This window comes from Rhizobacter sp. P5_A1, from assembly GCF_056400745.1.
Window position 1 is genome coordinate 16,756 of sequence record NZ_JBFUKR010000017.1, and the last position, 24,909, is coordinate 41,664.

Here is a 24,909-nt window from a genome sequence, read left to right on the forward strand (position 1 = left end):
CTCAGCCGGCGGGTTTCGCGCAGGCGCTGAAGCCGCGGCCGAGCGCGTCGGCCTTCAGCGCTGCGAGGCGCGTCGACAAGGCCGCATCGGCGCGCTCGACGCGCAGCACACTCCGTGTCGACGCCGGCGCCAGCTCGACGACGCGCGCGCTGTGGATGCCCTGCTGCGCGAACTGCTCGAGCGCGGTGGTCGCGGCGGCGCGCTGCTCGAAGCGCCCGAGCGACAGCCCCGGCGCCAACGCCGGCGGCTCGCGCACTTCTTCGTACGGTGCCTTGCGCCGCTTCAGCTCGTCTTCCTTCTTCGTCAGCGCCTCGCGGTTCGCGTAACGGCCCATGTAGACCATCCAGCTGCCCGCCTGTTCGGACTTGACCGTGACCCAGCTGCCGACCGGCAGCGCCGCCTGCGCGGCGGCCTGGGCCGCAGCGAGCTCGGCGTCGGTGAACGGGCCGGCCTCGAGGCAGGCCAGCGCGACCGGCGTCAGTGCGCTCGCGGCGCTGGCCGGCAGGATGCGGATCAGCTCGGGCCGCACCTGGCGCTGCAGGCGCTCGGGTTCGCGGTCGCCGATCGAACGCACGCCGACGACCGCATCGAGCCAGCCCTGCGTCCACGCGAAGAACACGAGGTTCGCGAGCAGCAGCAGCGCGATCAGCGCCCGGAACACGGCGGCACGCCCTGCTTCATGCGTCGGGCGCGAGCCGCACGCTGACCTCGCCGCTCGCCACGCTCGCGATGCCGGTGGCCGACTGCACCTGCAGCGCACCCTGCGGCGAGACGCCGCGCGCGATGCCCTCGGGTGCTTCGGGCAGCGTCGTGCGCACCGTGCGGCCGTACAGCAGGTCGCGCGCCGCGAAGCGCTCGGCGAAGGCCGCGAAGCCGTCGTGCTCGAAGCGCTGCAGCGCCTGAACCAGCGGCAGCGCGATCCGCGCCAGCACCGCCGGCGCGCTCGCGCCCGGGTCGAGCTCGTGCAGCGACGCGAAGCCGGTGCGCAGGTCGGTCGTCTCGAACGGCCGCACATTCAGCCCGATGCCGACGATCACGAGCCGGTTCGCACCCGTGCCAGTGCCGGCGCCGGCGGCCACGGTCTCGATCAGGATGCCGCCGAGCTTGCGCCCGTGCTCGGCGGTCTGCAGCGGGCCGTCCATCAGCCACAGGTCGTTCGGCCACTTCAGGCCGATCTGCGCGCTGCCGTGCGCCTCGAGCGGCGCGAGCGCCTCGCACAAGGCCACGCCAACCGCAAGCGAGAGACCGGACCAGTCGGCGGCGGCGAGCGGCAACGCGAGCGAGAAGGTCAGCGATGCGCCGGGCGCCGACTGCCACGGCCGCCCCTGCCGGCCGCGCCCAGCGCTCTGGTGCTCGGCGACCAGCAGGCAAGGCTGCAGGTCGACGGCGCGGCGGCCGAACGCACCGCTCTCGACGCTGCGCCGCACCAGCACGTCGGCACTGTCCGCGCGCGTGTCGGGCGTGGCGCGGGCGCGCTCGAGCAGCGCGGTGTTGGTCGACGAAGTGCGGTGCACGACCTCGACGCTGAGCCCCGGCAGCAGCGGCACGAGCTGCTCCCACAGCGCCTCGGCGCCCCAATGGATCGCGTGCTCGTCGGCCATCCCTCGAGGATACTTCTCAGCGCGTCTTCGGCGCGAGCATCGTGCCGCGGCAACCCTTGGTGCCGCAGCGGCATTCGAACTGCTTCTTCAGCTTCGCGGTGTAGGGCTCGTCGATGATCAGGCCGTAGTCGTAGAACAGCTCGGTGCCTGGCTTGATCGCGCGCAGTGCCTTGATGAAGATGCGGCCGTCGATTTCGTCGGCCTCGCAGTTCGGCGTGCAGGCGTGGTTGATCCAGCGCGCCGCATTGCCGCCGAACTTCGCATCGATCACGTTCTTGTCGTCGATGTGGAAGTAGAAGGTGTGGTCGGGATCCTTCGGGTCGTGCGGGTGGCGGCGCAGCGCTTCCTTCCAGCTGATGACCTCGCCCTTGTATTCGATCAGCACCTCGCCCTTCTTGAGTGCGGCCACGCTGAACACGCCCTTGCCGTGCACGCCCGACTTGCGGACCTGGATGCGCCGCCCGCCGGACTTCGGCGCCTCGGCGGCGGAGTGGGTTTCGGCGTGGAGCGCGGCACCGGCTTGCGTCATCGGATTCTTTATGTACATTGAAATCATGGGTGCGCGCGCGTGTAGGCGTGCGCGCGAGAAGCCCGGATTGTATTGATGCGTGGCGAGACGCCGCGTGAACACCGAAAGAAACATGACCAAGTCACTGATCATTGCCGAGAAGCCCTCCGTGGCGCAGGACATCGTGCGCGCGCTGACGCCGCAGGCCGGCAAGTTCGACAAGCACGACGAATACTTCGAGAGCGACAGCTACCTCGTGACCTCGGCGGTCGGCCACCTGCTCGAGATCAAGGCGCCGGAGGAGTTCGACGTGAAGCGCGGCAAGTGGAGCTTCGCGCACCTGCCGGTGATCCCGCCGCACTTCGACCTGAACCCGATCGACAAGAGCAAGAGCCGGCTGAACGCGATCGTCAAGCTCGTCAAGCGCAAGGATGTCGGCGAACTGATCAACGCCTGCGACGCGGGCCGCGAGGGCGAGCTGATCTTCCGGCTGATCCAGCAGCACAGCAAGAGCAAGCACCCGGTGCGGCGCCTGTGGCTGCAGAGCATGACGCCGGCGGCGATCCGCGACGGCTTCGAGCACCTGCGCAGCGACAAGCAGATGTTGCCGCTGGCCGACGCCGCGCGCTGCCGCAGCGAGGCCGACTGGCTCGTCGGCATCAACGGCACGCGTGCGATGACCGCGTTCAACTCGCGCGATGGCGGCTTCTTCCTGACGACCGTCGGCCGCGTGCAGACGCCCACGCTGTCGATCATGGTCGAGCGCGAGGAGAAGATCCGCAAGCACGTCGCGCGCGACTACTGGGAGATCAAGGCCACGTTCGCCGCGCAGGCCGGCGAGTACGACGGCAAGTGGTTCGATCCGAAGTGGAAGAAGAACGCCGACGATCCCGAGCAGCGCGCCGATCGCGTCTGGAACGAGCGCGACGCGCAGGCGATCCGCGCGGCCACGCTCGGCCAGCCGGCCAGCGTGACCGAAGAGGCCAAGCCCAGCACGCAGAGCTCGCCGGGGCTGTACGACCTGACTACCTTGCAGCGCGAGGCGAACTCGCGCCTCGGCTTCTCGGCCAAGACGACGCTGAGCATCGCGCAGGCGCTGTACGAGAAGCACAAGGTGCTGACCTATCCGCGGACCGACAGCAAGCACCTGCCCGAGGACTATGTCGCCGTCGTCCAGCAGACGATGAAGATGATCTCGACCGAGGACATGCCGGGCCCGTTGCGCGCACTCGCCGCGCATGCGAAGACCGCGCTCAAGGAAGGCTACGTCAAGCCGAACAAGAAGATCTTCGACAACGCGAAGGTCTCGGATCACTTCGCGATCATCCCGACGCTGCAGGCGCCGAAGAGCCTGTCCGAGATCGAGGCGAAGCTGTACGACATGGTCGTCAAGCGCTTTCTCGCGGTGTTCTTCCCGGCCGCCGAGTTCATGGTCACGACGCGGATCTCGACCGTGAAGACGGCCGATGCAGAACACAAGTTCCAGACCAACGGCAAGGTGATGGTCAAGCCCGGCTGGCTCGCGGTCTACGGCCGCGAGATCCAGGAAGACGATGCGAACCTGGTCGCGGTCGCGCCCGGCGAGATCGTGCGCACCGAAGACGTGGCCGTCAACGCGCTGCGCACCAAGCCGCCGGCGCGCTACACCGAGGCGACGCTGCTCTCGGCGATGGAGGGCGCCGGCAAGCTGATCGACGACGACGAGCTGCGCGAGGCGATGCAGGAAAAAGGCCTGGGCACGCCGGCGACCCGCGCCGCGATCATCGAAGGCCTGATCTACGAGAAGTACATCCATCGCGACGGCCGCGACCTCGTGCCCGGCGCGAAGGCGTTCCAGCTGATGACCTTGCTGCGCGGCCTGGGTGTCGAGGACCTGACCAAGCCCGAGCTGACCGGCAACTGGGAGTTCCAGCTCTCCGAGATGGAGAAGGGCAAGCTCGAGCGCGAGACCTTCATGGCCGAGATCGCGCGCATGGCCGAGCGCATCGTCAAGAAGGCCAAGGAGTACGACCGCGACACGATTCCCGGCGACTACGCGGTGCTCGCCACGAATTGCCCGAACTGCGGCGGTGTCGTGAAGGAGAACTACCGCCGCTTCGCCTGCACCGGCGTGCCGACGAAGACCGAGGGCTGCGGTTTCTCGATCAGCAAGATCCCGGGCAGCCGCGCGTTCGAGCTCGACGAGGTCGAGCGATTCCTCGCCGACAAGAAGATCGGCCCGCTCGAAGGCTTCCGCTCGAAGGCCGGCTGGCCGTTCACGGCCGAGCTGCGGCTCGCCTACGACGACGAGATCAAGAACTGGAAGCTCGAGTTCGACTTCGGCGAAGACGCCAAGAAGGACGGCGAATCCGGCGAGCCGATCGACTTCTCGGGCCAGGAGTCGCTGGGGCTCTGCCCGAAGGACCAGGGCCGCGTCTACGAGCACGGCACGAGCTACGTCTGCGAGCACGCGGTCGGCGCGAACGTGACCTGCGACTTCAAGAGCGGCAAGATCATCCTGCAGCAACCGGTCGCGCGCGAGCAGATGGGCAAGCTGCTCGCGACCGGCAAGACCGACCTGCTCGAGGGCTTCGTCTCGAACAAGACGCGCCGCAAGTTCAAGGCGCGCCTGGCCTTCGACAAGAAGGAAGGCAAGGTCACGTTCGAGTTCGAGCCGCGCGCACCGCGCGTGCCGGCAGCGGCGAAGAAGGCGGCGGCGAAGAAGGCCGCCTGATGCGGCGATGGCGACGACCTGGCCCTGCCTGACGCTGCACGGCGCGGTGCCGTGGCTCGCGGTCAGCGTGCAGCCGAACGCGAAGCGCACCGCCGCCGACGGGCTGCACGACGGCGCACTGCGCGTGCGCCTGGGTGCGCCGCCGGTCGACGGCAAGGCGAACCAGCTGCTGATCGACTGGCTCGCCGACGAGCTCGGCGTGCCCAGGCGCGCGGTGCAGCTGGTGCGCGGCGACACCTCGCGGCGCAAGTGGCTCGCGATCGACACCCCGGCCGAGCGCGTCGCGGCCTGGCTCGCGACGCGGGTTGCCGTGTAGCCGGGGAGTCCTCGCGATGCGGACCACGCTGGAGCCGCGCCTGATCGATCTCTCGGCCAACGAGCCGGGCCTGATCGTCGACGTGCGCGACGAGCGGCGCGCGCTGCTGTTCGACCTCGGCGAGCTCGGCCTGCTCGCGCCGCGGCTGCTGCTGCGCGTCACGCACGCGTTCGTCACGCACACGCACATGGACCACTTCTCCGGCTTCGACCACCTGCTCGCGCTCGGCCTCGGCCGGGTGCGCCGCCTCGTGCTGTGGGGCGGGCCGGGCTTCGTCGACCAGCTCGAGCACAAGCTGCGCGCCTACACCTGGAACGTCGTGCATCGCTACGCGGTGCCGATGACGATCGCGGCGCATGCGCTCGGTGCCGACGGCGCGCGCGTCCATGCGCACTTCGACAGCCGCCAGCGCTTCGAGCGCAGCGACGCGCCGCCCGACGCGGCCCGCGCCGACGACCTGCTGCACGACGACCCGCTGTTCAGCGTGCGTGCCTGCATCGTCGACCACGAAATGCCGGTGCTGGCCTTCGCGATCGAAGAGAAGGCGCAGCTGCGCGTCGCCGCCGACCGCGTCAAGGCGCTCGGCCTGACCACCGGCGCCTGGCTGCGCACGCTGAAGCAGGCGGTGCTCGCCGGCGCGCCGGATGCGACGCCGCTCGACGTCGCCTGGCGCGACCGCGATGGCGCGCACACGCGGCGCTTCAGCGTCGGCGAGCTGCGGCCGCTGGTGCTCGACCGCGTCGCCGGGCGGCGCATCGGCTATGTCACCGACCTGCGCTTCACCGAGGCCAACATCGAGCAGCTCGCGCGCCTGCTCGGCGACGTCGACCTGCTCTACATCGAGTCGGTGTTTCTCGATGCCGACCGCGACCACGCGCTGCGCAAGAACCACCTGACGGCCCGCCAGGCCGGCCAGATCGCGCACCGGCTGCGCGCGCGCAAGGTGGTGCCGTTCCACTTCTCGCCGCGCTATCGCGGCGCCGAGGCGACGCTGCGCGCCGAGGTGATGGCGGCGTGGGCGCCGCCGGCGTGACCCGGCCTCAGCTGCCCGGGCAGGTCACCGACGCGGTCGCGACCAGTTCGTCGAACAGCGCCCGCGAGGCGTTCGCCGGCACCGCGTAGGGGTCGAGTACCGCGGTCTCGGAGTACTTCAGCAGCAGCGCGGCGTTCAGCCGACCGACATTGACCTGGCCCATCGCCCAGCCGGCGAAGCTGCGCTCGCCGATCTCGTCGAATGCGATCAGCTCGACATCGGTGTGGCGCGGGTCGGCGGCGATGCGGTTGTAGAGCTTGCTGACCTGCGCGCGGCCACCTTCGAGCACCTGCAGGAAGATCTCGCCCGAGAAGCACAGCACGCCGGTCACGCCGACGCTCGGGTTGTGGCTCGTCGAGTGCTTCAGGATCGCGTTCAGCACCTCGGGGCGCCGTGCGTCGGCGGCGCGGCTCGCATACATCAGTCGGACCAGCATCGCGGTTCTCCTACTAGAACTTCTTGCTCAACAGCGACAGGAACTCGCGCCGCAGGCTCGCGTCCTTCAGGAACGCGCCGCGCATCACGCTGTTCGTCATCATCGATTCGTCGTCCTTGACGCCGCGCCAGTGCATGCAGAAGTGGTCGGCCTCCATCACGATCGCCAGGCCGTCGGGCTTGACGCGGTCCTGCAGTTCGTTGGCCAGCATCGTCACGGCCTCCTCCTGGATCTGCGGGCGGCTCATGATCCACTCGCAGATGCGCGCGTACTTGCTCAGGCCGATCAGGTTCGAGTGCTCGTTCGGCATGATGCCGATCCAGACCCGGCCCATGATCGGGCACAGGTGGTGCGAGCAGGCGCTGCGCACCTTGACCGGGCCGACGATCATCAGCTCGTTCAGCCGCTCGGCGTTCGGGAACTCGGTCAGCCTCGGCGCCGCGATGTAGCGGCCCTTGAACACCTCGGTCAGGAACATCTTCGCGACGCGCTTCGCGGTGTCGTTGGTGTTGTGGTCGCTGTCGGTGTCGATGACGAGCGCACGCAGCACCTCCTGCATCTTCGCCTCGACCTCGCCGCGCAGCTCGTCGATCTCGCCCTCCTCGATGAACGCCGAGATGTTGTCGTTCGCGTGGTAGCGGCACTGCGCTTCGATCAGCCGATAGCGGATGCGCTCGGACGCGGCGAGCCGGGCGAGGTCTTCCTCGGTGCGAAATATCGGAGTGGGTTGTTTTTCACCGCGCATGGCTGCCTTCCGGGCTTTACATGCAACAAGCGTACCGCAGTGGGGGCCTGGCGCCGAACCGCGCGAGGGCAGACCGTAGACTGCGCGCGGTGAACCCGCCTGCTCCCCCCGCATCGCTGCCCCTGGCCGAACTCCTGAATCACAGCGCCGACGCGGTGCAGGCGGTGCGCGCCGGGCAGTCGCTGAACGCGGCGCTGGCGCGCTGCCCGGCCGCGGCCCGGCCCGGCGCGCAGGCGCTGAGCTTCCATGCGCTGCGCTGGCTCGGCGCGGCGCAGGCGCTGCGCGCGCTGCTCGCGCCGAAGCCGCCGCCGCCGAAGGTCGACGCGCTGCTGCTGACCGCGCTCGCGCTGCTCTGGCCGCAGGCCGAGGCGCCGTATGCCGAGCACACGCTGGTCGACCAGGCGGTCGACGCGGCGCGGCGCCGCGCCAAGCCGAGCGCGGCCTTCGTCAACGCGGTGCTGCGGCGCTTTCTGCGCGAGCGCGATGCGCTCGTCGCCGCGGCGCTGCGCGATCCGCTCGCACGCTTCAACCACCCGGGCTGGTGGATCGACCGCCTGAAGGCCGACTGGCCCGGCGACTGGCAGGCCATCCTCGCCGCCGACAACCAGCATCCGCCGATGACGCTGCGCGTCAACGCGCGCCGCGGCGATGCCGCCGGCTACGTCGCGCGGCTCGCCGAGCACGGCCTCGCGGCCGAGGCGATCGGCGCGCAGGCCGTGCGGCTGGTGCAACCCTGCCCGGTGACGCGGCTGCCCGGCTTCGCGCAGGGCGATGTCTCGGTGCAGGACGCCGCGGCCCAGCGCGCCGCGCCGCTGCTGATCGGCGCCGGCCCGGCCCGCCTGCAGCCCGGCGCCCGCGTGCTCGACGCCTGCGCGGCCCCCGGCGGCAAGACCGCGCACCTGCTCGAACTCGCCGATCTCGACGTGCTCGCGCTCGATGCCGATCCGGCGCGCCTGGCCCGCGTCGACGAGACGCTGGCGCGCCTCGGCCTGAGCGCGCGCCGCGTCGCGGCCGACGCCGGCGCGCCGGACGCCTGGTGGGACGGCCAACCGTTCGATGCGATCCTGCTCGACGCCCCGTGCAGCGCCGCCGGCATCGTGCGCCGCCACCCCGATGTGCGCTGGCTGCGCCGCGGCAGCGACATCCCGGCGCTGGCCGCGACCCAGGCCCGCCTGCTCGACGCGTTGTGGCCGCTGCTCGCGCCCGCCGGCCGGCTGCTGTACTGCACCTGCTCGGTCTTCAAGGCCGAGGGCCAGGATCAGATCGACGCTTTTTTGCAACGCCAACCCGGCGCCGCGCTGGCCGCGAGCCCGGCATCGCCCGGTCACCTGCTGCCGCTGCCCGACAATGCAACCGAGCGCCCTGGGCACGACATCGGTGCGGCCGCGGACGGATTTTTCTACGCCCTGATCGAGAAGACCGAGAAGACGACCTGAGCCCATGCACTGCGCGGCACCCCACGACGGCGAACCCCGGCCCGGCGCCCCGCGCGGCATCGGCTGGCTGGCGGCCGTCTGGATCGCGCTGGCCATCTGGCTCGTCGGCTCGGCGCCGGCCGCCACCGCCGCCGAACCCGAGCTGACCACGTTCGAGCTGAGCCACACCGACGACGGCCTGTTCCTCAGCTACGCGGTCAATCTGGAGCTCTCGCGCAGCGTCGACGACGCGCTGAGCAAGGCGGTGCCGCTGTTCTTCGTCGCCGAGGCCGAGGTGTTCCGCAACCGCTTCTACTGGCGCGACCAGCGCGTCGGCTACGCGGTGCGGCGCTGGCGCATCGTGTTCCAGCCGCTCACCTCGACCTACCGCGTCACCTTCGACGGCGGGCTGAGCCAGAACTATCCGACCCGCGCCGAGGCCTTCACCGCGATCAGCCGCAGCGCGCGCTGGAAGATCGCGGAAAGCCCGCAGATCGAGGAGGGCAGCCGCCACTACGTCGAGTTCAGCTTCCGGCTCGACACCTCGCAGCTGCCGCGCCCGATGCAGATCGGCATCGGCGGGCAGGCCGACTGGGCGATGTCCGTGCAGCGAACGCAGAAGATCAATTAAGGCGACGATCCGCACGTTGTTCGTCTCATGACCAAAGCACAGCGCTGGGCGTGGCTCATCTCGACGGTCGCCGCCACCGGCGCCGGGCTCGTGCTCGCGTTCCTGCTGTCGATCGCGACCAACAACCCGGCGCTGTACGAGCGCCACTACGTCTGGCTGTTCTGGGTCAACGTCACGGTCGCGACCTTGCTGGTGCTGGTGATCGGCATCGCCGGCGTGCGCCTGCTGGTGCGCGTCAAGCGCGGCAAGTTCGGCAGCCGGCTGCTGCTCAAGCTCGCGGCGATCTTCGCGCTCGTCGGCGTCGTGCCCGGCGTGCTGATCTACACCGTGAGCTACCAGTTCGTTTCGCGCAGCATTGAGAGCTGGTTCGACGTCAAGGTCGAAAGCGCGCTCGACGCCGGCCTGAACCTCGGCAAGGGCACCCTCGACGCGATCGTCAGCGATGTCGCGACCAAGACTCGCCTGGCCGCCGAGCGCCTCGGCGAGACCCCCGGCTCGGCGCAATCGCTCGCGCTCGAGCGGCTGCGCGAGCAGCTCTCGGCGCAGGACATCGCGATCATCAACGCGACCGGCCAGACCCTGCTGAGCACCAGCATCGGCACCGCGGCGCGGCTGATGCCGGAGCGGCCGTCGCTGACGCTGCTGCGCCAGGCCCGCAACCAGCGCGTCGTCAGCGAGCTCGTCGGGCTCGACGAGGACGCCGCGGCCAACACCGGCGCCAACAGCGCGCGCGTGCGCGCGGTCGCGTTCATCCCGACGACGACCTTCTCGCTCGGCGACGGCGACCGCTACCTGCTCGTCAACCAGCTGCTGCCGCGCACGCTGGCCGCGAACGCGCTCGCGGTGCAGAGCGCCTACCGCGAGTACCAGCAGCGCGCGCTCGCCCGCGGCGGCCTGCGCAAGATGTACATCGGCACGCTGACGCTGGCGCTGGTGCTCGCGGTGTTCGGCGCGCTGCTGCTCGCGGTGACGCTCTCGAACCAGCTCGCGCGGCCGCTGCTGCTGCTCGCCGAAGGCATGCGCCAGGTGGCCGGCGGCGACCTCTCGGCCAAGCCGGTGTTCGCCTCGCGCGACGAGCTCGGCGGCCTGACGCGCTCGTTCGCCGACATGACGACCCAGCTCTCCGAGGCCCGCGAGCTGGTGCAGCGCAGCGTCGTGCAGGTCGAGGGCGCGCGCGCGAACCTGCAGACGATCCTCGACAACCTGACCGCCGGCGTGATCGTGTTCGACCGCCGCGGCAACATCGACACCGTGAACCCCGGCGCGACCCGCATCATGCGGCTGCCGCTGTCGGCCTACCGCGGCCAGCGCCTGGCCGACGTGCCGGGCCTCGCCGAGTTCGCGCAGGCCGTCGGCCAGCGCTTCGAGCTGCACAGCACCAGCCCCGAGGCCGGCGAGCGCGACCACTGGCAGGATTCGTTCGAGCTGCAGACGCCGGCGCAGCCAGCGCGCGAACGCGACTCCATCACGCTGCTCGTGCGCGGCGCCTCGATGCCGCAGGGCGCGACGCTGATGGTCTTCGACGACATCACCGAGCTCGTCTCGGCCCAGCGCAGCGAGGCCTGGAGCGAGGTCGCGCGGCGCCTCGCGCACGAGATCAAGAACCCGCTGACGCCGATCCAGCTCTCCGCCGAACGGCTGCAGCACAAGCTCGGCGCGAAGCTCGAAGGCCCCGACCAGGCCATGCTGGCGCGCTCGGTCGACACGATCGTGAACCAGGTCCAGGCAATGAAGACGCTGGTCAACGAGTTCCGCGATTACGCGCGGCTGCCGGCCGCGCACCTGATCCCGATCGACCTGAACGCGCTTGTCGCCGAGGTGCTCGGCCTGTACGGCGCGGCGCAGGAGACCGGCCACCTGCACGCCGACCTGGGGTCGGCGCTGCCGGCGATCGTCGGCGACAGCACGCAGCTGCGCCAGGTGATCCACAACCTGGTCCAGAACGCGCTCGACGCGGTCGTCGACCAGCCCGACGGCCGGGTGCGCGTCAGCACCGAGGTCGCGCGCACCGAGCAGGGCGAGCCGCGCGCGGTGCGGCTGCAGGTGATCGACAACGGGCCGGGCTTCTCCGACAAGGTGCTCAAGCGCGCCTTCGAGCCCTACGTGACGACCAAGAGCAAGGGCACCGGCCTCGGCCTGGCGGTCGTCAAGAAGATCGCCGATGAGCACGGCGCGCGGGTGCGGATCGTCAACCTCGGCACCGGCGTCGAGGGCGACGCGGCCGGCGGTTTGCCGCGCGGGGCACAAGTCTCGCTATCATTCGCGAAATTCGCACCCGGAGCCGGCGCCTCCCTGTCTTCTGCCGCATCCCCCGATTTACCCGGTACCCCGGCCGCTTCCGGCGCGCACTGAGCATTCATGACAACCCCCACGTCACTACGTTCCTGCCCCCCATGGGGGCGCTCAGCCGCAAGGACCACGAAGGGGCCCCTTCGTAGCCCTTGGCGGCCCGACGGCGTCTGAGATGGCCACCATTCTTGTTGTCGACGACGAACTGGGCATCCGTGCCCTGCTGTCCGAAATCCTGGCCGACGAGGGCCACACGATCGAGCTGGCCGAAAACGCTGCGCAGGCCCGCGCCTGCCGCGAGCGCCTGCGCCCCGACCTCGTGCTGCTCGACATCTGGATGCCCGACGTCGACGGCATCACGCTGCTGAAGGAATGGGGCGCGACCTCGCTGCTGACGATGCCGGTCATCATGATGAGCGGCCACGGCACGATCGACACCGCGGTCGAGGCGACCAAGTTCGGCGCGATGGCCTTTCTCGAAAAACCGATCACGCTGCAGAAGCTGCTGCGCGCGGTCGAGCAGGGCCTTGCGAAGCCGGCCTCGCGCAACGTGACGCAGCCGAACTCGCAGCACCATAGCAACTCGGGCGAGAACGGCCTGACCGTCGAAGCCGCGATGACCGGCGGCGCGATGCTGCCGACCATGCCGATGATGCTCGGGCCGCAGTCCGAGCAGAGCTTCGACCTCGACCGCCCGCTGCGCGAGGCGCGCGATGCGTTCGAGAAGAGCTACTTCGAGTTCCACCTCGCGCAGGAGAACGGCAGCATGACGCGCGTCGCCGAGAAGACCGGCCTCGAGCGCACGCACCTGTACCGCAAGCTCAAGCAACTCGGCGTCGACCTCTCGCGCAACAAGCGCGGCGGCAGCATCTGAGGCAGGCCGCCGAACCGCGTCGGCTATAATCGTCGGCTCACGGCCTGGTAGCTCAGTTGGTAGAGCAGCGGATTGAAAATCCGCGTGTCGGTGGTTCGATTCCGCCCCAGGCCACCAGTGAATTCTCCAGTGCTGACAGGCACTTAGAACACGGCGGCTACGAAGGTGGTCGCCGTTTTACGTTTTATACGCGGGTTTCTGGCGGTGTTCTGGCAGTGGCGACCGGATTCACTTGCGCGGCCGCCGACACGTGCTCAGCTCCAGGCCGGCAAAGCCGGCCCCCAGGATGGTGATGCGGGGGCTGGTCTTGGTGTCGCTCAGCCCGGCTGCTGCGTCGTGCGCAGGTAGGGCTTGATGGTCTTGTAGCCGGGGAACAGCCTGTCCGCCTCCTCGTTGGACACCGCGGCCGTGATGATCACGTCCTGGCCCTGCTTCCAGTTCACCGGCGTCGCTACCTTGTACTTGGCCGTGAGCTGCATCGAATCGAGTACCCGCAGGATCTCGTCGAAGTTGCGGCCAGTGGTCATCGGGTAGGTCAGCATCAGCTTGATCTTCTTGTCCGGACCGATGATGAAGACCGAGCGCACGGTGGCGTTGGTGGCCGCGGTACGGCCGTCGGATGTGCCGGCCTCGTCCGCCGGCAGCATGTTGTAGAGCTTGGCCACGGCCAGGTCGGTGTCGCCGATCATCGGGTACTTCGGCAGGTAGCCCTGGGTCTCCTCGATGTCCGCGGCCCACTTGGCATGCGTGTCCACCGGGTCGATCGACAGGCCCATGAGCTTGCAGTTGCGCTGGGTGAACTCCGGCTCGATGCGCGCCATGTAGCCCAGCTCGGTGGTGCACACTGGGGTGAAATCCTTCGGGTGCGAGAACAGGCAGGCCCAGCCGGCGCCGATCCAGTCGTGGAAGCGGACCGGGCCCATCGTGGTCATGGCCTCGAAGTCGGGGGCGGTATCGTTGATGCGCAGTGACATGGTGCTCTCCAGGGGTTGGGTTGGTGTGGAAGTCATCGTAGGAACCGGGCCGGCGAAAGTCCTGCATAAGATCTGGTGGTTTTCTTGTGGATTCCTCATGCAGCCCATGCCGGCCAGCGACAGCCACCAGTTCGGTCCCTTTCGCCTCGATGCACGCGGTCGGGTGCTGTATCGCGACGGCGAGCGCGTCGCGCTGACACCCAAGGCGGTCGACCTGCTGATCGCCCTGGTGGTGGCGCACGACCGGCTGGTCACCAAGGACGAGTTGCTGCAGAGGGTGTGGGCGGGCACGGTCGTCGAGGAGGGCACCCTCGCCTCGCACGTTTCCATGCTGCGCAAGGCCCTGGGCAGTGGACTCATCGAGACGCTGCCCAAGCGGGGCTACCGCTTCGTCGGCCAGGTCGCTGAAGACTCGCGAATCACCCCGGCGATCGCGCCGCCCACGCGGTCGATGACCTTCCTCCTGACCGCCATCGAGGACGGCGCGGCCCGCGCCGATGCGCGCAGCGCGGCGGCGGCGCGCCACGATGCCCTGCTTCGCGATGCGATCACCCGGCATGGCGGCAACATCTTGCGCATCGACGAGGGCGCGTTCTGCATCGCCTTCGCGGACGCGAGCGCGGCCGTCCGTGCCGCCGTCGAGGCACAGCGCACGCTGTGCGCTGCGGAGCATGCCGGCATCGCCGTGCGCATGGGCCTGCACTCCGGGACCGTCGAGGAGGGCGAGGATCAAGACCTCGGCGGGCCGACGCTGGCGCGCGCGGCGCGTGTGGCGGCGGCGGCGCAAGGCGGCCAGATCCTCGTCACCGCAGCGACCGTCGCGCTGCTCGACCGGAGCACGCTCCCTGGCACCGAATGGCGCGACCTGGGGGACCACACGCTGCGCGGCTTCACCCGGCCCGAGCGCCTCTACCAGCTCGGCGCGGTTGATCTGCGATCCGAGTTCCTGCCCATCCGCACGCAGGAGGCGCTGCGCACCAACCTGCCGCCGTCGCTGACGCAGTTCATCGGGCGCCAGCAGGCCCTGGCGCAGATTCGTGAGCAACTGCACCGATCGCGCATGATGACGCTGGTCGGTGCGGGCGGGACCGGGAAGACCCGGCTGTCGCTCGAAGTTGCCAGCCAGCACGTTGGCGATTTTCCGGATGGCGTCTGGCTGGTCGAGCTCGCAGCGCTGACCGATGCAACGCTTGTGCCCGGCGCCATCGCGGCGGCGCTGGGCGCGCGCGCCGAGGGTGACACGCCGCCGATGACGCTGATCCAGAGTACGCTGCAAGGCCAGCGCGTGCTGCTGTTGCTCGACAACTGCGAACACGTGATCGACGAAGCCGCGGAGGTCGCCAGCACGCTGCTGCGTGCACTGCCTCGGCTGCAGTTGCTGGCCACCAGCCGTCAGGCGCTCGGCGTCGAGGGCGAGACCCTCTATCGCGTGCCCTCGCTGACGCTGCCCGGGCCTGCCGAGTCGGCGACGCCGGCCGACGTCGTCGCCAGCGAGGCCGCGCAGCTCTTCATCGACCGGGCGCTCGCGGTCCAGCCCGGCTTTGCGCTGACCGATCGCAACGCCGCCGCCATCGCGCAGGTGTGCCGGCAGCTCGATGGTATTCCGCTGGCGCTGGAGCTCGCCGCGGCGCGGCTGATGGCGCTGTCAGTGCAGGAGATCGCGCACCGCATCGACGACCGGTTCCACCTGCTCACCGGCGGCCTGCGCACGGCACTGCCGCGGCAGCGCACGCTGCGCGCGCTGGTGGACTGGAGCTACGAACTGCTGACCGCGGACGAACGCGGCGTGCTCGACGCGCTGGCGGTCTTCGCTGGCAGCTTCTCGCTCGAGGGCGCGGAACGGGTCGCCGCTGACGGACCCGAAAAGGCCAGTGGCGTGCTCGATGCCATCGACCACCTGGTGGCGAAATCCCTGCTGATCGCGGAGGCGCAGGACGGCGCCGAGACCCGCTACCGGCTGCTCGAAACGATCAAGCAGTACGCGCGCGAGAAGCTCATCGAATCCGGATTGGCGGCCGCGGTGTGGACGCGTCATTTCGCCTACTTCGCCCGCCTTGCCGAGACCGGCGCGAAGGCGCTGGCCGGGCCGACAGCCCTCGAATGGCTTGACCGCCTCGAAGCGGAATACGACAACCTGCGCGCCGCGCTCGACTGGTCCGGCAACGCCGATCCCGCGAACTGCGCGCGACTTTCCGCCGCGTTGAGCTATTTCTGGGACACCCGCGGCCACTACACCGAAGCCTGGAGCCGGCTCGGGCGCGCACTCACCCTGCACACGAAGCGCGACCAAGTGCGCCTCGATGCGCTGATCGGGGCAGGTCTTTGCGCCTACAAGCTGGCGCATACGCAGCGCAGCGACGACCTCCTCAGCGAGGCCGTCACGCTGGCAGCGGAACTCGGCAGCGCCGGCAGCGAAGCGGAAGCACTGCTGTGGCTGGCCTGCGACCGAATGCATTCGCAGGGTCCCGATGGCTTCGAGCCGCTGCTGCTGCGCGCCCTGCCGCTCGCACGAACCGCCGGTGACCGCCGGTTCGAAGCGCTCACGCTGATGGAGCTGGGGCGAGCCGCGCTGGATCGGGGTCAACATGCCGAGGCGCAAAGCCTGTTCCTGCAGAGCGCGAAGCTGGGGGTCGATTCGGGGTGCGTGATCGACACCCCGTCGGCCATTCACCATGCCGGCCAATGTGCCCTGGAACAGCTCGATTTCGCGTCCGCTCGACGCCTGCTCGACGACGCCCTTGTCCAGCATCGCCGCATCGGCAATCACCACGACGCGGCGGTGACGCTGGGGCTGCTGGCACAACTGGCACTGAACGAGCAACGGCTGGACGAGGCGCGCGCGCTGTCCTACGAGAGCCTGCGCACCTTTCGCTCGCTGCACGATCCGAAGTGCGGCGCAAGGGAAGCCGTCCTCCATGCCACCGTGCTCAATGCCATGGGCGAAGGGGCGGTAGCGCTGCCGCACGCGGAGTCCGCTGCCGAGACCTATCGCGAGCTCGGCTTCCCTCTGTACCGGGCGCGCGCGCTGTGCACGGTGGGGTGCATCCACGCCACGCTGGGCGACAGCGACGCCGCGCGGCGGGCCTTGTTCGACGGGCTCGGCGAACAACAACGGGCCACGCGTGACGCCGGGCTGCCGGACCTGCTCGAGATGATCGCCGCGACGCATGCGGTCGAATCCGTCGCGCCGCAGTTGCTGGGCGCCGCGGCGGCATTGCGCGAGCGATCGAACATCCCGCTGCTGCCATCCGACCGCACGCAGGTCGAATGCCGGCACGCCGACGTACGGGCGAGGCATCCCGAGGCAGCGTTTGATCGTGCATTCAAGCTCGGGCGTGCCCTCACGCGCGATGACGCCATTCTGGCCGCATTGAAGCTGCAGCAGGGATCCTGAGTCGATGAGTTAGTTGGCGCGCAGCGGAACCAAGTAAACCCGTCGGCAAGGTCGGCAACACCAGTTCGTGTCACCGCTCCAGCTCGGAGGGCCGCGACCGATAGCGGTGTCGTAGCCAAGCACCCTGCCGCTCACGCTCGTCAGGGGGTGAGCGACCGCTCTGAAGCGCAAAGCCGGACGTCTCTTCCTGGCCGCGAGCACGCCTACGCGGCCGCCCCAGTAAGCCGACAGGCGACATGTCCCAGGTGCTCGAGGCTCGGCGCTGCGTGCAGGGGTAGTCAGGCTTCCGGATCGTCCATGAGTTCTCGGACTTCCTGAGCGCACCGACAGGCGACCGCGATCTTCGCGGCCCATTGGAGCGCGTCCTCACGCGAGGGCATCCGTGCACTTGTCGCGACGGTCACTTCTGGCCGATTGCGGGTGGTCCGAAGTGCGTGATTGCGAATGCTCCAGGAGTGGTCGGTGTCTGTTCCGCCGCGACCTATCTATCGATCTGCCCGTACTCCGGTTTCCCGCCGCGCGCGAGTCGGAGGTAGGTCGCACCCTTGTCGCTCGTGACCGACTCAATGGGTTTGAGCGCCATCGGAGCCGTGCCGCTGCCAAACAGCCGCTTGCCGGACCCGAGCATCACCGGGAAGATGAACAGCCGGTACTCGTCGATCAGGTCGTTCTCGAGAAGTGCCTGGAGAAGTTCCGTACTGCCCCATGTCTGCAGGGTCTGCCCGGGGTGCGCTCGCAGACTCCGGAGTTCGCTGAGCACATCGCCCTTGACCAGGTGGGAGTTATTCCACGCAACTTGTTCAAGCGTGCGCGAGACCACGTACTTCGGCCGCGAGTTAAGCGCAGTCGCTATCGGGTTGTCGGGGTCCGTAACCTTCGGCCAGTAGTTGGAGAAGATGTCGTAAGTCTTGCGCCCGAGCAGGAATCCGTCCGCGTCCGCTAGTCCTTCTGTCACCAGCCGCCCCATGACGGGGTCCGAATAGGGGCCCTGCCAGCCTCCATGCGAGAAGCCACCCTCGGGGTCCTCGTCCGGGCCGCCGGGCGCTTGCATGACGCCGTCCAGGGTCAGAAATGCATTCACGATGATCTTGGGCATATTTGTACCTCCTCCCTGAACGACGAACCAAGACCGCTCGAATCGACAATCGTCTGGGGCGAAGCGCAAATTCTTGGCAGGTTGCTTATCGGCCCTCAGCTACTGGCAGAGGAGCTGCCCAAAAGCGGCCCTTGGCGACCAGCAGCAACTGGCCGGGACTACCTGGACTACCTGTTCGCGAAACTTGCCGATCGAGGCGTGACCCGAGGCCACGCCCGATCGAGAAGTCATACCGCACCCACCCTTGGAGTTCACCGTGGCCCACCCGGGGCGACCTCGGCACGGTTACCCGAAGTCCGTCACCCATTGAACGCCCTGCGCACGGGCCGAGTTGATCGCGTCGGCCTCCGTCGCAAAGCTGCCGCGGGACATCGCGATGACGCGAGGTCTGCTTGGCCACGTGCGCCGAGAGACCACCAGGGTCGATGAGAACATGCCCGGCTCTGCAGCCTTGGCGCCGCAGAGCAAGTCGTAGTCGCGGAAGCTGACGATCTCGGTCGCATTCATGGTTCGGGTCAAGCGCTTCAGGGCGTGGTCGCGAGCCACAGCGTACTCCGATGCCAATCCCATCTTCCCGGCGCCCGTGCCGGCACGTGGTCGGGCTCCATGCGACAACCTGGATTCTTTTCTTGTTGTGCGCTTCGATCGCGGGAACTCGTTGCGAATCGGACTAATCTCGGGGAATGCAAAAAGACATCGGACCGAAGCCCATGGAGCCCTTCACTCTCGAGGAAGAGAGGGGGCTTGTCGACAAGCTCGATGCACTCTCGGTGGCGTCGCTGGAGGGCTATATCGCTTCAGCTCGGGCCGCGCTGGGAAGCAACGCCTTGGCGGCGACCTGGCGACCGCGCATCGAGTTCGGAGCGCGCCATGCCGAGCAGGCGCTGACCAAGGCGCAGGCCGCCGCAGCGCGCGATGCAATTGCACTTCCTCCCGCGGCGCCGGTCGTCGTGTCGAAGTCGAGGAAGGCGGCCGCGCCTGTCGCAGATGAGGAAGCCGAGCAGACGGCCGACGAAGGGTGATCCGGGAAAGGCGACGCTGACGGTGCCGACGAGGTCAGACGCGATCTTCGGGTCGCCAATCTGACAAGCCGACGATGGCCCGGCCGCTTGCGGCCAGGGGACTAAACCGCTCAGTGTCGAGACGGCGCGGTCGCGCGTCGAAGCGGCAAAGCAGGAAGCGGTCCTCAACTGGTGGCTTGAGATGCCGCTCGGCATTCCGACCTCGCCGAGGCCGGCGATATCTCCGGGCTCGTTCACTCTGCGACGGTTGCGGCTCAAGCACACCCGCCATCGGCAAGAGCCCTTCTGGGATGACGGCAATGTTCTCGTTGCGAAGCTGAAGGCGCCCTGGCCGCCGCGATCATGCGTTGCGCATCTCGCTCGGGGAGCAGCCAAACCGTGCGCGAAATGCTCTGCTGAAGTGCGCCGCATCACTGAAGCCCCAGGCGAATGCGATTTCGCTCACGCTGCGCGTGGCACGCGCCGGGTCGCACAAGTCGCGACGGGCGGCGTCCAGGCGCTGGGACCAGATCCAATCGCTCACCGAGCACGGTTCGCCGGCCCAGGCTCTGTGCAACGTGCTCGGCGAGAGCCGCAGGGCTTGCGCAATCTGCGTCACACCGAGATCGGGGTCGGCCAGGCGCGATCGCACCAGCGCCTTGATCTGCTCGCGATGATAGGCGGTTAGCCGCGACACCGGAACCTGCGTGGCTGCGGGCAAGGTAGCGAGGCCGGCAATGAGAATTTGCGACACGCTGTCGGCCACTGCGACAGCAGACTGCGGTGCCAACGAGTCGATATCCGCGGCAAGCGTGCGGATCATCTGAATCATCAAGTGGCCAGCGCCGCGATCGCCACACACCGTCGTGGCCGTCAGCCGCTGTGTGTCGCGCAGAGCCGTGCGCAGCGTCGGGCCGGGAAGCTTGAGCACGAACTGCTGGAAGGCGCTGTCAAAGGTTAGCTGGTAGGGACGCGTGCTGTCGTACAACGCGAAGTCTCCGGGGCCAAGCACCGCGTCGCGCCCATCTTGCGAAACGACGCCGCGGCCCTGGGTTTGGATGCTGACCAAAAAATGGTCTTCGCTGGCACGCGAGATGAGCGCCGGCGTGCGCCGCACGAACTGCGCGGTGGCGGTGACGCGCGATAGCTGCAGCGTGGCCAGTTCGTCGGAAACGATCTCGCCGTCGACGACGGCGCTGCCTTCGGGCGCATCGCACTCCAGCTGCACGTAGGTGTGACAGACCATGTCGGTCCAGAACGCCAACCGGCGCGGTGCGGCGACGTCGTGGGTGCTGAGGGTGCGGGACATGCGCCAGCATAGGTCGGCACGCCGGGCGGCGCAACGGCGCTGCGCGTTGCAGTCAAGCTCTGCGCCACGCTCAGGCAAGCCAGCGCGGAGACGCCTGCCTACCATCTGTACCACCCCCCACTGGAGGCCACCATGCCAGCAAGCCACCCCAAGTTCCGTGCGGCCGCGATTCAGGCCGCCCCCGTGTTCCTCGACCTCGATGCGTCGATCGATAAGGCGATCGGCCTGATCGCCGAGGCCGCCGCCAACGGCGCCAAACTGATCGCGTTCCCGGAAACCTGGTTGCCCGGCTATCCCTGGTTCATCTGGCTCGACTCTCCAGCCTGGGGCATGCAATTCATCCAGCGCTACCACGACAACTCGCTGGTCTACGGCACGCCGGAAGCGCAGCGCATTGCCGACGCGGCCAAGGTGCACAGCATCGTGGTCGTCATGGGCTTGAGCGAGAAGCAGGGTGGCAGCCTCTACATGGGCCAGTGGATCATCGATGCCGATGGCCGGACGGTGGCGCAGCGTCGCAAGCTCAAGCCTACGCACGTGGAGCGCACCGTGTTTGGCGAAGGCGACGGCAGCGACCTGAGCGTGTACCCCACCGCGCTCGGCCGCATCGGCGCGCTGTGCTGCTGGGAGCACCTGCAACCGCTGTCGAAGTACGCGATGTATGCGCAGAACGAACAGGTTCACATCGCAGCGTGGCCCAGCTTTTCGCTGTACCGCGGCGGCGCTTACGCGCTCGGACCCGAAGTGAACAACGCCGCCAGCCGCATCTACGCGGTTGAGGGCCAGTGCTTCGTGCTAGCGCCGTGCGCCACCGTCTCGAAGAAGATGGTGCAGCTGCTCTGCGGCGACGATCCGATGAAGAAACAGCTGCTGTTGACGGGCGGTGGCTTCACGGCCATTTACGCGCCCGATGGACAGTTGATGCACGAGCCGCTTCCCGAGGATGCGGAGGGCATCGTCTACGCCGATCTCGATCTCGGCATGATCTCGCTGGCCAAGGCGGCGGCCGACCCGGCTGGCCACTACTCGCGCCCTGACGTGACACGGCTGCTGCTCGACAAGACGCCGCGCGACCGCATGGTGGTGCGCACCAGCGCGACCGGTGAACTGGGCCCAGACGCAGACGACGAGACGGCGCCTGTGCCGCAACGCGACGACCTGGCCGAGGCGCCGCCCACGCTGCGCCGCGCCGCCTGACAAACCGCGGAGGACGACACCATGGAATCGGCCATTCCCGCACACCTGCAGTGCCCGCGCACGCGCCACCGCCGTGTCCCAGACGACTATGTGCCGCCGTATCCGTCTTTCGTCGCGCGCCACGCACCGGGCGTGGTGCGCGTCGTGATGGCGTATTTCGGCGTGCAGCACTTCGGCCATGCGGCTGCGGCCGACGTGGCGCTGAGTGATCTGGCGGCTTCGTTCGCATCTGACGGCGGCCCGGCGCACTGGGATCGATCGCGCTACACCGACGAAGCCGGCTACGCGAACGTGATCTGCGCGGCGTATTGGGACGATCCCGCGCGCTTCGACGCATGGTTTGCGGTGCACGGCGCGAAGTGGACCAACGAGCCGCGCGCCGACGTGGGCACTTTCATCGAAGGCGTGCGCCCCGAGGTGCGGCGCTACGAGACGCTGTTCTCCGCACCCGATCGCCGCGAGGGCATCGCGACGCTCGCCGCGGGCATGAGTGACATGGTCACCGAGCATGCCTATTGGGGCGGTGCGCGCGACCGTATCCCGGCCTCGCAGAACGACGCGATGGAGCCAAGCGGCGCGCCTCGCCTGGTGCGCGACGGTGGGCGGGTCACGGTGCTGCCGCACGACAACCTGTGCCTGATCCGCTCCGGCCAAGACTGGGGCGACACGCAAGCCGAAGAGCGAGCAATGTATCAGCGCGATGTGGAGCCGGTATTGCGTGCAGGCATGGCCTTCCTGCGAGACGAGGGCCTCTCGATCGGCTGCTTTGCCAATCGCTACCTGAGCGTGGAAACAGCCGACGGCCGCAGCACCGAAAAGAGCTTCGGCATGAGCTGGTGGAAAAGCCTGGCCGCGCTCGAACGTTGGGCCGAATCACACCCCACTCACGTGGCGATCTTCGGTGCCGCCATGAAGTACCTGTCGACTCTCGGCCCGGCGGCCAAGCTGAAGCTCTACCACGAGGTCACGGTGGCTCGCGCGGATGAGCAGTTCTTCGAGTACCTCAACTGCCACGACCGCAGCGGAATGTTGAGGGCGGCGTAAGAGGCCTCAGACGAATCCTGCCGTTCGGGTACACCCGCTTCTGGCCGACTGCCGATATCCACCACGGGGTCACACACAAACCGGAATCCTGAGTTCAACGCCGACGCTTTCTGGGGCGAGCTCGGCGACAGGGCGATTCCGCCCCGCGAGTTGATTCCAGGCTGCTCCGAAGCCGCCCGCGGCAAGTACCGGCAGTCGGCCACAAGCAGCTGTGACCGGATGTCTGCTTCCGGCAGGTCCAAAGCTGAAGTGGCATAGCATCCGGCTTCCAGTACCAGAAGGTGATCTGATGATGTCGCGATCGAGGGCGTCACGCGACGCGGCACGATGAAGTGCTACCTGTGGGGACTTCTGTTCGCCCTTGCCGGCGGCGTTGCGCTGTTGCCGCTCGATGCACCGGCTCAAACGAGTGCGAAGGTGTATCGGATCGGCGTGCTTGAGATGACGCCACCAGACCTTCGCTCGCCGAATCAGATGGCCTTCTACGAGGAATTGCGCCTGCGCGGCTATGTCGAGGGCCAGAACCTCGTCATCGAGCGCCGAAATCCAGCCGGTCGGGTGGACCTATTGCCGGCCCTCGCCAGAGAGTTGATCGCGCTTCGCCCTGACTTGATCGTCGCGGCGACGCCGCCACCCACCCGTGCCGCCAAGGACGCCACGTCGACGATCCCGATCGTGATGATTGGCGTCTCCGATCCGGTGGGCTTGGGGCTCGCGGCGAGTCTCGCCCACCCCGGCGGCAACCTGACCGGCGTGACCGCCCTTGTGCCAGGCAATCTCGTCGCCAAAGGCATGCAACTGCTGCACGAGATGGTCCCGAGTGCCAAGCGCATTGCCGTGCTGGTCAATCCGACCAACGAGATGCATCGGATGGTCCTGCAGGAGGCTTCGCAGGCGGCGCTGCAACTGGGCGTTCAGATGCAACTCCTCCAGGCGCGGACGACAGACGAGATCGAGCCGGCCCTCCAGGCTGCCGTCACCGATCGAGCCGAAGCGCTGATGGTCATTGGGGATTCGGTGTTCAACAACCCACCTGCGCGGCTGCCTCAACTCGTCGCGCGCGTCAGCCTTCCTGCCATCTATTTGCTGCGCACGCAAGTGGAGGCCGGCGGGCTGATGTCGAACGGACCGGACTTCGTCGAACTGTCGCGTCGCGTCGCCGGCTATGTCGACCGCATACTGAAAGGCGCAAACCCCGGCGATCTGGCGATTGAGCAGCCGATGAAGTTCCAGGTGGTCATCAATCGCAAGACGGCGAAGGCACTCGGCCTGACGATCCCGCAGTCACTGTTGCTGAGCGCGGAGGTCATCGAGTGATGGCTGTTACTGGCGACATGCGCTGAGATCGATTCAGAGATGGCGCGCGTGCGAACGAGGGGTCGTCTACGGATCTACGGCAACCGACGCGCGCCGACTGTTGAACAGCCCACGGCCGCCATTGCGGCTTGGGGCGACCTCGTCTGAAACAGTGAGCTGTCGGTGGCGCGTGTCGACTGTGGACCTGCAGTCGGCCAGGAGCGGCCCTTCATCTTTGCGCTCATTTGGCTCGCTTCCAAACTATCTCCAGCACACCTGCCGGCGCCTTTGGATTTATGAATCGCATTTCGTCTGCCGTTATCGACGTAACAACCCGGCTTTGATCGGTTCCAACCATGTTAGGAAATGTCGATCCCTCAACTTTCGGGACAATAGTCTTCGTCGCTTCATCGACGGTGTACGTGCCGTAATAGGCTATCGAACCAGCAACGATAGCCCTAGCTTCTTCCGCCGTCGCCTTATCCCGATTGTTGGCTGCTAACTGGGGAAGATTATTCGCCACATTCACGAAGGCGAAATGACCTTCAGGGGCATAGATCAAGACACCTTGGCCTGGCCGGTCACTTTTCTTACCATCAGAGGCGGTAACGGTGGTCGAAACGTGAATCCAAGTCCCAACGACTTGCTCTTTTAGAGATGCATTCTGAGCAAGAGCATTGCCAACACCAGAGATCAGCATAAGCAAAGTGGTGATTAAGCGTTTCATTTCCTTCTCCTTAACGGTTGAACGAAGCTACGCCCACACCTAAGCAAAATGACGACAAGCCTGGATAACCAGGAAGATCGACAGTGCGACGGTGCACCTTCGGTTTCATCTTGCTTCACGGCTCCGCGCCTGAGCGAGGAGGTGATGATGAAGGAACCGACCAAGCTCGGCAATGGCGTGCGTGCTGTGGGCCCAAGCCAGAGGGCCGCTTCGGGTCGTGAGCATCGATTCGACGGGAAGTGAAGCGGTCATTCGAACGTCGCACCCGGCCTCAGTCGACTGAGGCCGGCGAGGCAACGTTGACCGCCTC

Annotated in this window: 22 protein-coding genes and 1 tRNA gene; 13 read left to right on the top strand and 10 right to left on the bottom strand. The window is 67.9% G+C overall.

The genetic code is table 11. The features are described 5' to 3' along the window. Position 1: 1 nt before the first annotated feature. The 3 genes from AC1DTW_RS18160 to AC1DTW_RS18170 are packed head-to-tail and all read right to left on the bottom strand — an operon-like array spanning position 2 to position 2,130. The gene (locus AC1DTW_RS18160; RefSeq protein WP_477982718.1) at positions 2 to 661 is read right to left on the bottom strand and encodes a hypothetical protein; all 660 of its coding nucleotides are present in this window, start codon (positions 659 to 661) and stop codon (positions 2 to 4) included. A 16-nt stretch (positions 662 to 677) separates the two neighbouring features. After that, positions 678 to 1,601: a biotin--[acetyl-CoA-carboxylase] ligase gene (locus AC1DTW_RS18165; RefSeq protein WP_477982719.1), complete on the bottom strand. Its 924-nt coding sequence runs from the start codon at positions 1,599 to 1,601 to the stop codon at positions 678 to 680. A gap of 16 nt (positions 1,602 to 1,617) precedes the next feature. After that, positions 1,618 to 2,130: an SET domain-containing protein gene (locus AC1DTW_RS18170; RefSeq protein WP_477982721.1), complete on the bottom strand. Its 513-nt coding sequence runs from the start codon at positions 2,128 to 2,130 to the stop codon at positions 1,618 to 1,620. Positions 2,131 to 2,242: 112 nt separating this feature from the next. Here AC1DTW_RS18170 and AC1DTW_RS18175 point away from each other — a divergent pair, with 112 nt between their 5' ends. The 3 genes from AC1DTW_RS18175 to AC1DTW_RS18185 are packed head-to-tail and all read left to right on the top strand — an operon-like array spanning position 2,243 to position 6,171. Next, the gene (locus AC1DTW_RS18175; RefSeq protein ID WP_477982723.1) at positions 2,243 to 4,822 is read left to right on the top strand and encodes a DNA topoisomerase III; all 2,580 of its coding nucleotides are present in this window, start codon (positions 2,243 to 2,245) and stop codon (positions 4,820 to 4,822) included. A gap of 7 nt (positions 4,823 to 4,829) precedes the next feature. Further along, complete coding sequence (locus tag AC1DTW_RS18180; RefSeq protein WP_477982724.1) at positions 4,830 to 5,138, top strand: DUF167 domain-containing protein; 309 nt, start codon at positions 4,830 to 4,832, stop codon at positions 5,136 to 5,138. A gap of 16 nt (positions 5,139 to 5,154) precedes the next feature. Next, complete coding sequence (locus AC1DTW_RS18185; protein ID WP_477982725.1) at positions 5,155 to 6,171, top strand: ribonuclease Z; 1,017 nt, start codon at positions 5,155 to 5,157, stop codon at positions 6,169 to 6,171. A 7-nt stretch (positions 6,172 to 6,178) separates the two neighbouring features. Here AC1DTW_RS18185 and AC1DTW_RS18190 read toward each other — a convergent pair whose 3' ends face one another. Both AC1DTW_RS18190 and folE read right to left on the bottom strand, forming a co-directional pair. Continuing rightward, positions 6,179 to 6,607 (bottom strand): BLUF domain-containing protein, encoded by a 429-nt coding sequence (locus tag AC1DTW_RS18190; protein ID WP_477982726.1) that lies wholly within the window; start codon positions 6,605 to 6,607, stop codon positions 6,179 to 6,181. Positions 6,608 to 6,620: 13 nt separating this feature from the next. Continuing rightward, complete coding sequence (gene folE / locus AC1DTW_RS18195) at positions 6,621 to 7,352, bottom strand: GTP cyclohydrolase I (RefSeq protein ID WP_477982728.1); 732 nt, start codon at positions 7,350 to 7,352, stop codon at positions 6,621 to 6,623. Between the two features lie 89 nt (positions 7,353 to 7,441). Here folE and rsmB point away from each other — a divergent pair, with 89 nt between their 5' ends. The 5 genes from rsmB (at position 7,442) to AC1DTW_RS18220 (ending at position 12,678) form a co-directional block, all read left to right on the top strand. Next, complete coding sequence (gene rsmB / locus AC1DTW_RS18200) at positions 7,442 to 8,788, top strand: 16S rRNA (cytosine(967)-C(5))-methyltransferase RsmB (RefSeq protein WP_477982729.1); 1,347 nt, start codon at positions 7,442 to 7,444, stop codon at positions 8,786 to 8,788. A 4-nt stretch (positions 8,789 to 8,792) separates the two neighbouring features. Continuing rightward, on the top strand, positions 8,793 to 9,398 hold the full coding sequence (locus AC1DTW_RS18205) for a DUF4390 domain-containing protein (RefSeq protein ID WP_477982730.1): 606 nt from the start codon (positions 8,793 to 8,795) through the stop codon (positions 9,396 to 9,398). Between the two features lie 27 nt (positions 9,399 to 9,425). Continuing rightward, positions 9,426 to 11,750 carry a sensor histidine kinase gene (locus AC1DTW_RS18210; protein ID WP_477982731.1) on the top strand — a complete coding sequence of 775 codons (2,325 nt, stop codon included), beginning with the start codon at positions 9,426 to 9,428 and terminating at the stop codon, positions 11,748 to 11,750. A gap of 112 nt (positions 11,751 to 11,862) precedes the next feature. Continuing rightward, positions 11,863 to 12,561, top strand: a complete 699-nt coding sequence (locus AC1DTW_RS18215; protein WP_477982732.1) for a response regulator — start codon at positions 11,863 to 11,865, stop codon at positions 12,559 to 12,561. Positions 12,562 to 12,602: 41 nt separating this feature from the next. Then, positions 12,603 to 12,678, top strand: a tRNA-Phe gene (locus tag AC1DTW_RS18220). A 200-nt stretch (positions 12,679 to 12,878) separates the two neighbouring features. Here AC1DTW_RS18220 and AC1DTW_RS18225 read toward each other — a convergent pair. Then, positions 12,879 to 13,535: a peroxiredoxin gene (locus AC1DTW_RS18225; protein ID WP_477982733.1), complete on the bottom strand. Its 657-nt coding sequence runs from the start codon at positions 13,533 to 13,535 to the stop codon at positions 12,879 to 12,881. Between the two features lie 97 nt (positions 13,536 to 13,632). On the opposite strand from AC1DTW_RS18225, the gene AC1DTW_RS18230 reads away from it, so the two are divergent. After that, complete coding sequence (locus AC1DTW_RS18230; protein ID WP_477982734.1) at positions 13,633 to 16,929, top strand: ATP-binding protein; 3,297 nt, start codon at positions 13,633 to 13,635, stop codon at positions 16,927 to 16,929. Between the two features lie 481 nt (positions 16,930 to 17,410). On the opposite strand, the gene AC1DTW_RS18235 is transcribed toward AC1DTW_RS18230, so the two are convergent. Together AC1DTW_RS18235 and AC1DTW_RS18240 are read right to left on the bottom strand one after the other, a co-directional pair. Continuing rightward, positions 17,411 to 18,025 carry a dihydrofolate reductase family protein gene (locus AC1DTW_RS18235; protein WP_477982735.1) on the bottom strand — a complete coding sequence of 205 codons (615 nt, stop codon included), beginning with the start codon at positions 18,023 to 18,025 and terminating at the stop codon, positions 17,411 to 17,413. A gap of 285 nt (positions 18,026 to 18,310) precedes the next feature. After that, entirely contained in the window at positions 18,311 to 18,532 is a 222-nt protein-coding gene (locus AC1DTW_RS18240; protein ID WP_477982736.1) for a hypothetical protein, read from the bottom strand. Positions 18,533 to 18,708: 176 nt separating this feature from the next. On the opposite strand from AC1DTW_RS18240, the gene AC1DTW_RS18245 reads away from it, so the two are divergent. Beyond that, positions 18,709 to 19,047 (top strand): hypothetical protein, encoded by a 339-nt coding sequence (locus tag AC1DTW_RS18245; protein WP_477982737.1) that lies wholly within the window; start codon positions 18,709 to 18,711, stop codon positions 19,045 to 19,047. Positions 19,048 to 19,387: 340 nt separating this feature from the next. Here the strand turns inward: AC1DTW_RS18245 and AC1DTW_RS18250 are convergent, their stop codons facing one another. Continuing rightward, positions 19,388 to 20,335, bottom strand: coding sequence for an AraC-like ligand-binding domain-containing protein (locus tag AC1DTW_RS18250; protein WP_477982738.1), 948 nt, complete (start codon positions 20,333 to 20,335; stop codon positions 19,388 to 19,390). A 132-nt stretch (positions 20,336 to 20,467) separates the two neighbouring features. Here AC1DTW_RS18250 and AC1DTW_RS18255 point away from each other — a divergent pair, with 132 nt between their 5' ends. From AC1DTW_RS18255 to AC1DTW_RS18265, 3 genes are all read left to right on the top strand, one after another. Beyond that, the gene (locus AC1DTW_RS18255; protein WP_477982739.1) at positions 20,468 to 21,532 is read left to right on the top strand and encodes a carbon-nitrogen hydrolase family protein; all 1,065 of its coding nucleotides are present in this window, start codon (positions 20,468 to 20,470) and stop codon (positions 21,530 to 21,532) included. Between the two features lie 21 nt (positions 21,533 to 21,553). After that, a complete protein-coding gene (locus AC1DTW_RS18260) occupies positions 21,554 to 22,576 on the top strand; it encodes a phenylacetaldoxime dehydratase family protein (protein WP_477982740.1) in 1,023 nt (340 codons plus the stop codon). Positions 22,577 to 22,903: 327 nt separating this feature from the next. Further along, on the top strand, positions 22,904 to 23,893 hold the full coding sequence (locus AC1DTW_RS18265) for an ABC transporter substrate-binding protein (RefSeq protein WP_477982741.1): 990 nt from the start codon (positions 22,904 to 22,906) through the stop codon (positions 23,891 to 23,893). Between the two features lie 220 nt (positions 23,894 to 24,113). Here AC1DTW_RS18265 and AC1DTW_RS18270 read toward each other — a convergent pair whose 3' ends face one another. Next, entirely contained in the window at positions 24,114 to 24,599 is a 486-nt protein-coding gene (locus tag AC1DTW_RS18270; protein WP_477982742.1) for a lipocalin-like domain-containing protein, read from the bottom strand. Between the last annotated feature and the right edge of the window lie 310 nt (positions 24,600 to 24,909).

Coding starts and splice junctions, on each gene's coding strand:
- AC1DTW_RS18165 (WP_477982719.1), bottom strand. CDS start 1,601: ATGGCCGACGAGCACGCGATCCATTGGGGCGCCGAGGCGCTGTGGGAG.
- AC1DTW_RS18170 (WP_477982721.1), bottom strand. CDS start 2,130: ATGACGCAAGCCGGTGCCGCGCTCCACGCCGAAACCCACTCCGCCGCC.
- AC1DTW_RS18175 (WP_477982723.1), top strand. CDS start 2,243: ATGACCAAGTCACTGATCATTGCCGAGAAGCCCTCCGTGGCGCAGGAC.
- AC1DTW_RS18180 (WP_477982724.1), top strand. CDS start 4,830: ATGGCGACGACCTGGCCCTGCCTGACGCTGCACGGCGCGGTGCCGTGG.
- AC1DTW_RS18185 (WP_477982725.1), top strand. CDS start 5,155: ATGCGGACCACGCTGGAGCCGCGCCTGATCGATCTCTCGGCCAACGAG.
- AC1DTW_RS18190 (WP_477982726.1), bottom strand. CDS start 6,607: ATGCTGGTCCGACTGATGTATGCGAGCCGCGCCGCCGACGCACGGCGC.
- folE (WP_477982728.1), bottom strand. CDS start 7,352: ATGCGCGGTGAAAAACAACCCACTCCGATATTTCGCACCGAGGAAGAC.
- AC1DTW_RS18205 (WP_477982730.1), top strand. CDS start 8,793: ATGCACTGCGCGGCACCCCACGACGGCGAACCCCGGCCCGGCGCCCCG.
- AC1DTW_RS18210 (WP_477982731.1), top strand. CDS start 9,426: ATGACCAAAGCACAGCGCTGGGCGTGGCTCATCTCGACGGTCGCCGCC.
- AC1DTW_RS18215 (WP_477982732.1), top strand. CDS start 11,863: ATGGCCACCATTCTTGTTGTCGACGACGAACTGGGCATCCGTGCCCTG.
- AC1DTW_RS18225 (WP_477982733.1), bottom strand. CDS start 13,535: ATGTCACTGCGCATCAACGATACCGCCCCCGACTTCGAGGCCATGACC.
- AC1DTW_RS18230 (WP_477982734.1), top strand. CDS start 13,633: ATGCAGCCCATGCCGGCCAGCGACAGCCACCAGTTCGGTCCCTTTCGC.
- AC1DTW_RS18235 (WP_477982735.1), bottom strand. CDS start 18,025: ATGCCCAAGATCATCGTGAATGCATTTCTGACCCTGGACGGCGTCATG.
- AC1DTW_RS18240 (WP_477982736.1), bottom strand. CDS start 18,532: ATGAATGCGACCGAGATCGTCAGCTTCCGCGACTACGACTTGCTCTGC.
- AC1DTW_RS18245 (WP_477982737.1), top strand. CDS start 18,709: ATGCAAAAAGACATCGGACCGAAGCCCATGGAGCCCTTCACTCTCGAG.
- AC1DTW_RS18250 (WP_477982738.1), bottom strand. CDS start 20,335: ATGTCCCGCACCCTCAGCACCCACGACGTCGCCGCACCGCGCCGGTTG.
- AC1DTW_RS18255 (WP_477982739.1), top strand. CDS start 20,468: ATGCCAGCAAGCCACCCCAAGTTCCGTGCGGCCGCGATTCAGGCCGCC.
- AC1DTW_RS18260 (WP_477982740.1), top strand. CDS start 21,554: ATGGAATCGGCCATTCCCGCACACCTGCAGTGCCCGCGCACGCGCCAC.
- AC1DTW_RS18265 (WP_477982741.1), top strand. CDS start 22,904: ATGAAGTGCTACCTGTGGGGACTTCTGTTCGCCCTTGCCGGCGGCGTT.
- AC1DTW_RS18270 (WP_477982742.1), bottom strand. CDS start 24,599: ATGAAACGCTTAATCACCACTTTGCTTATGCTGATCTCTGGTGTTGGC.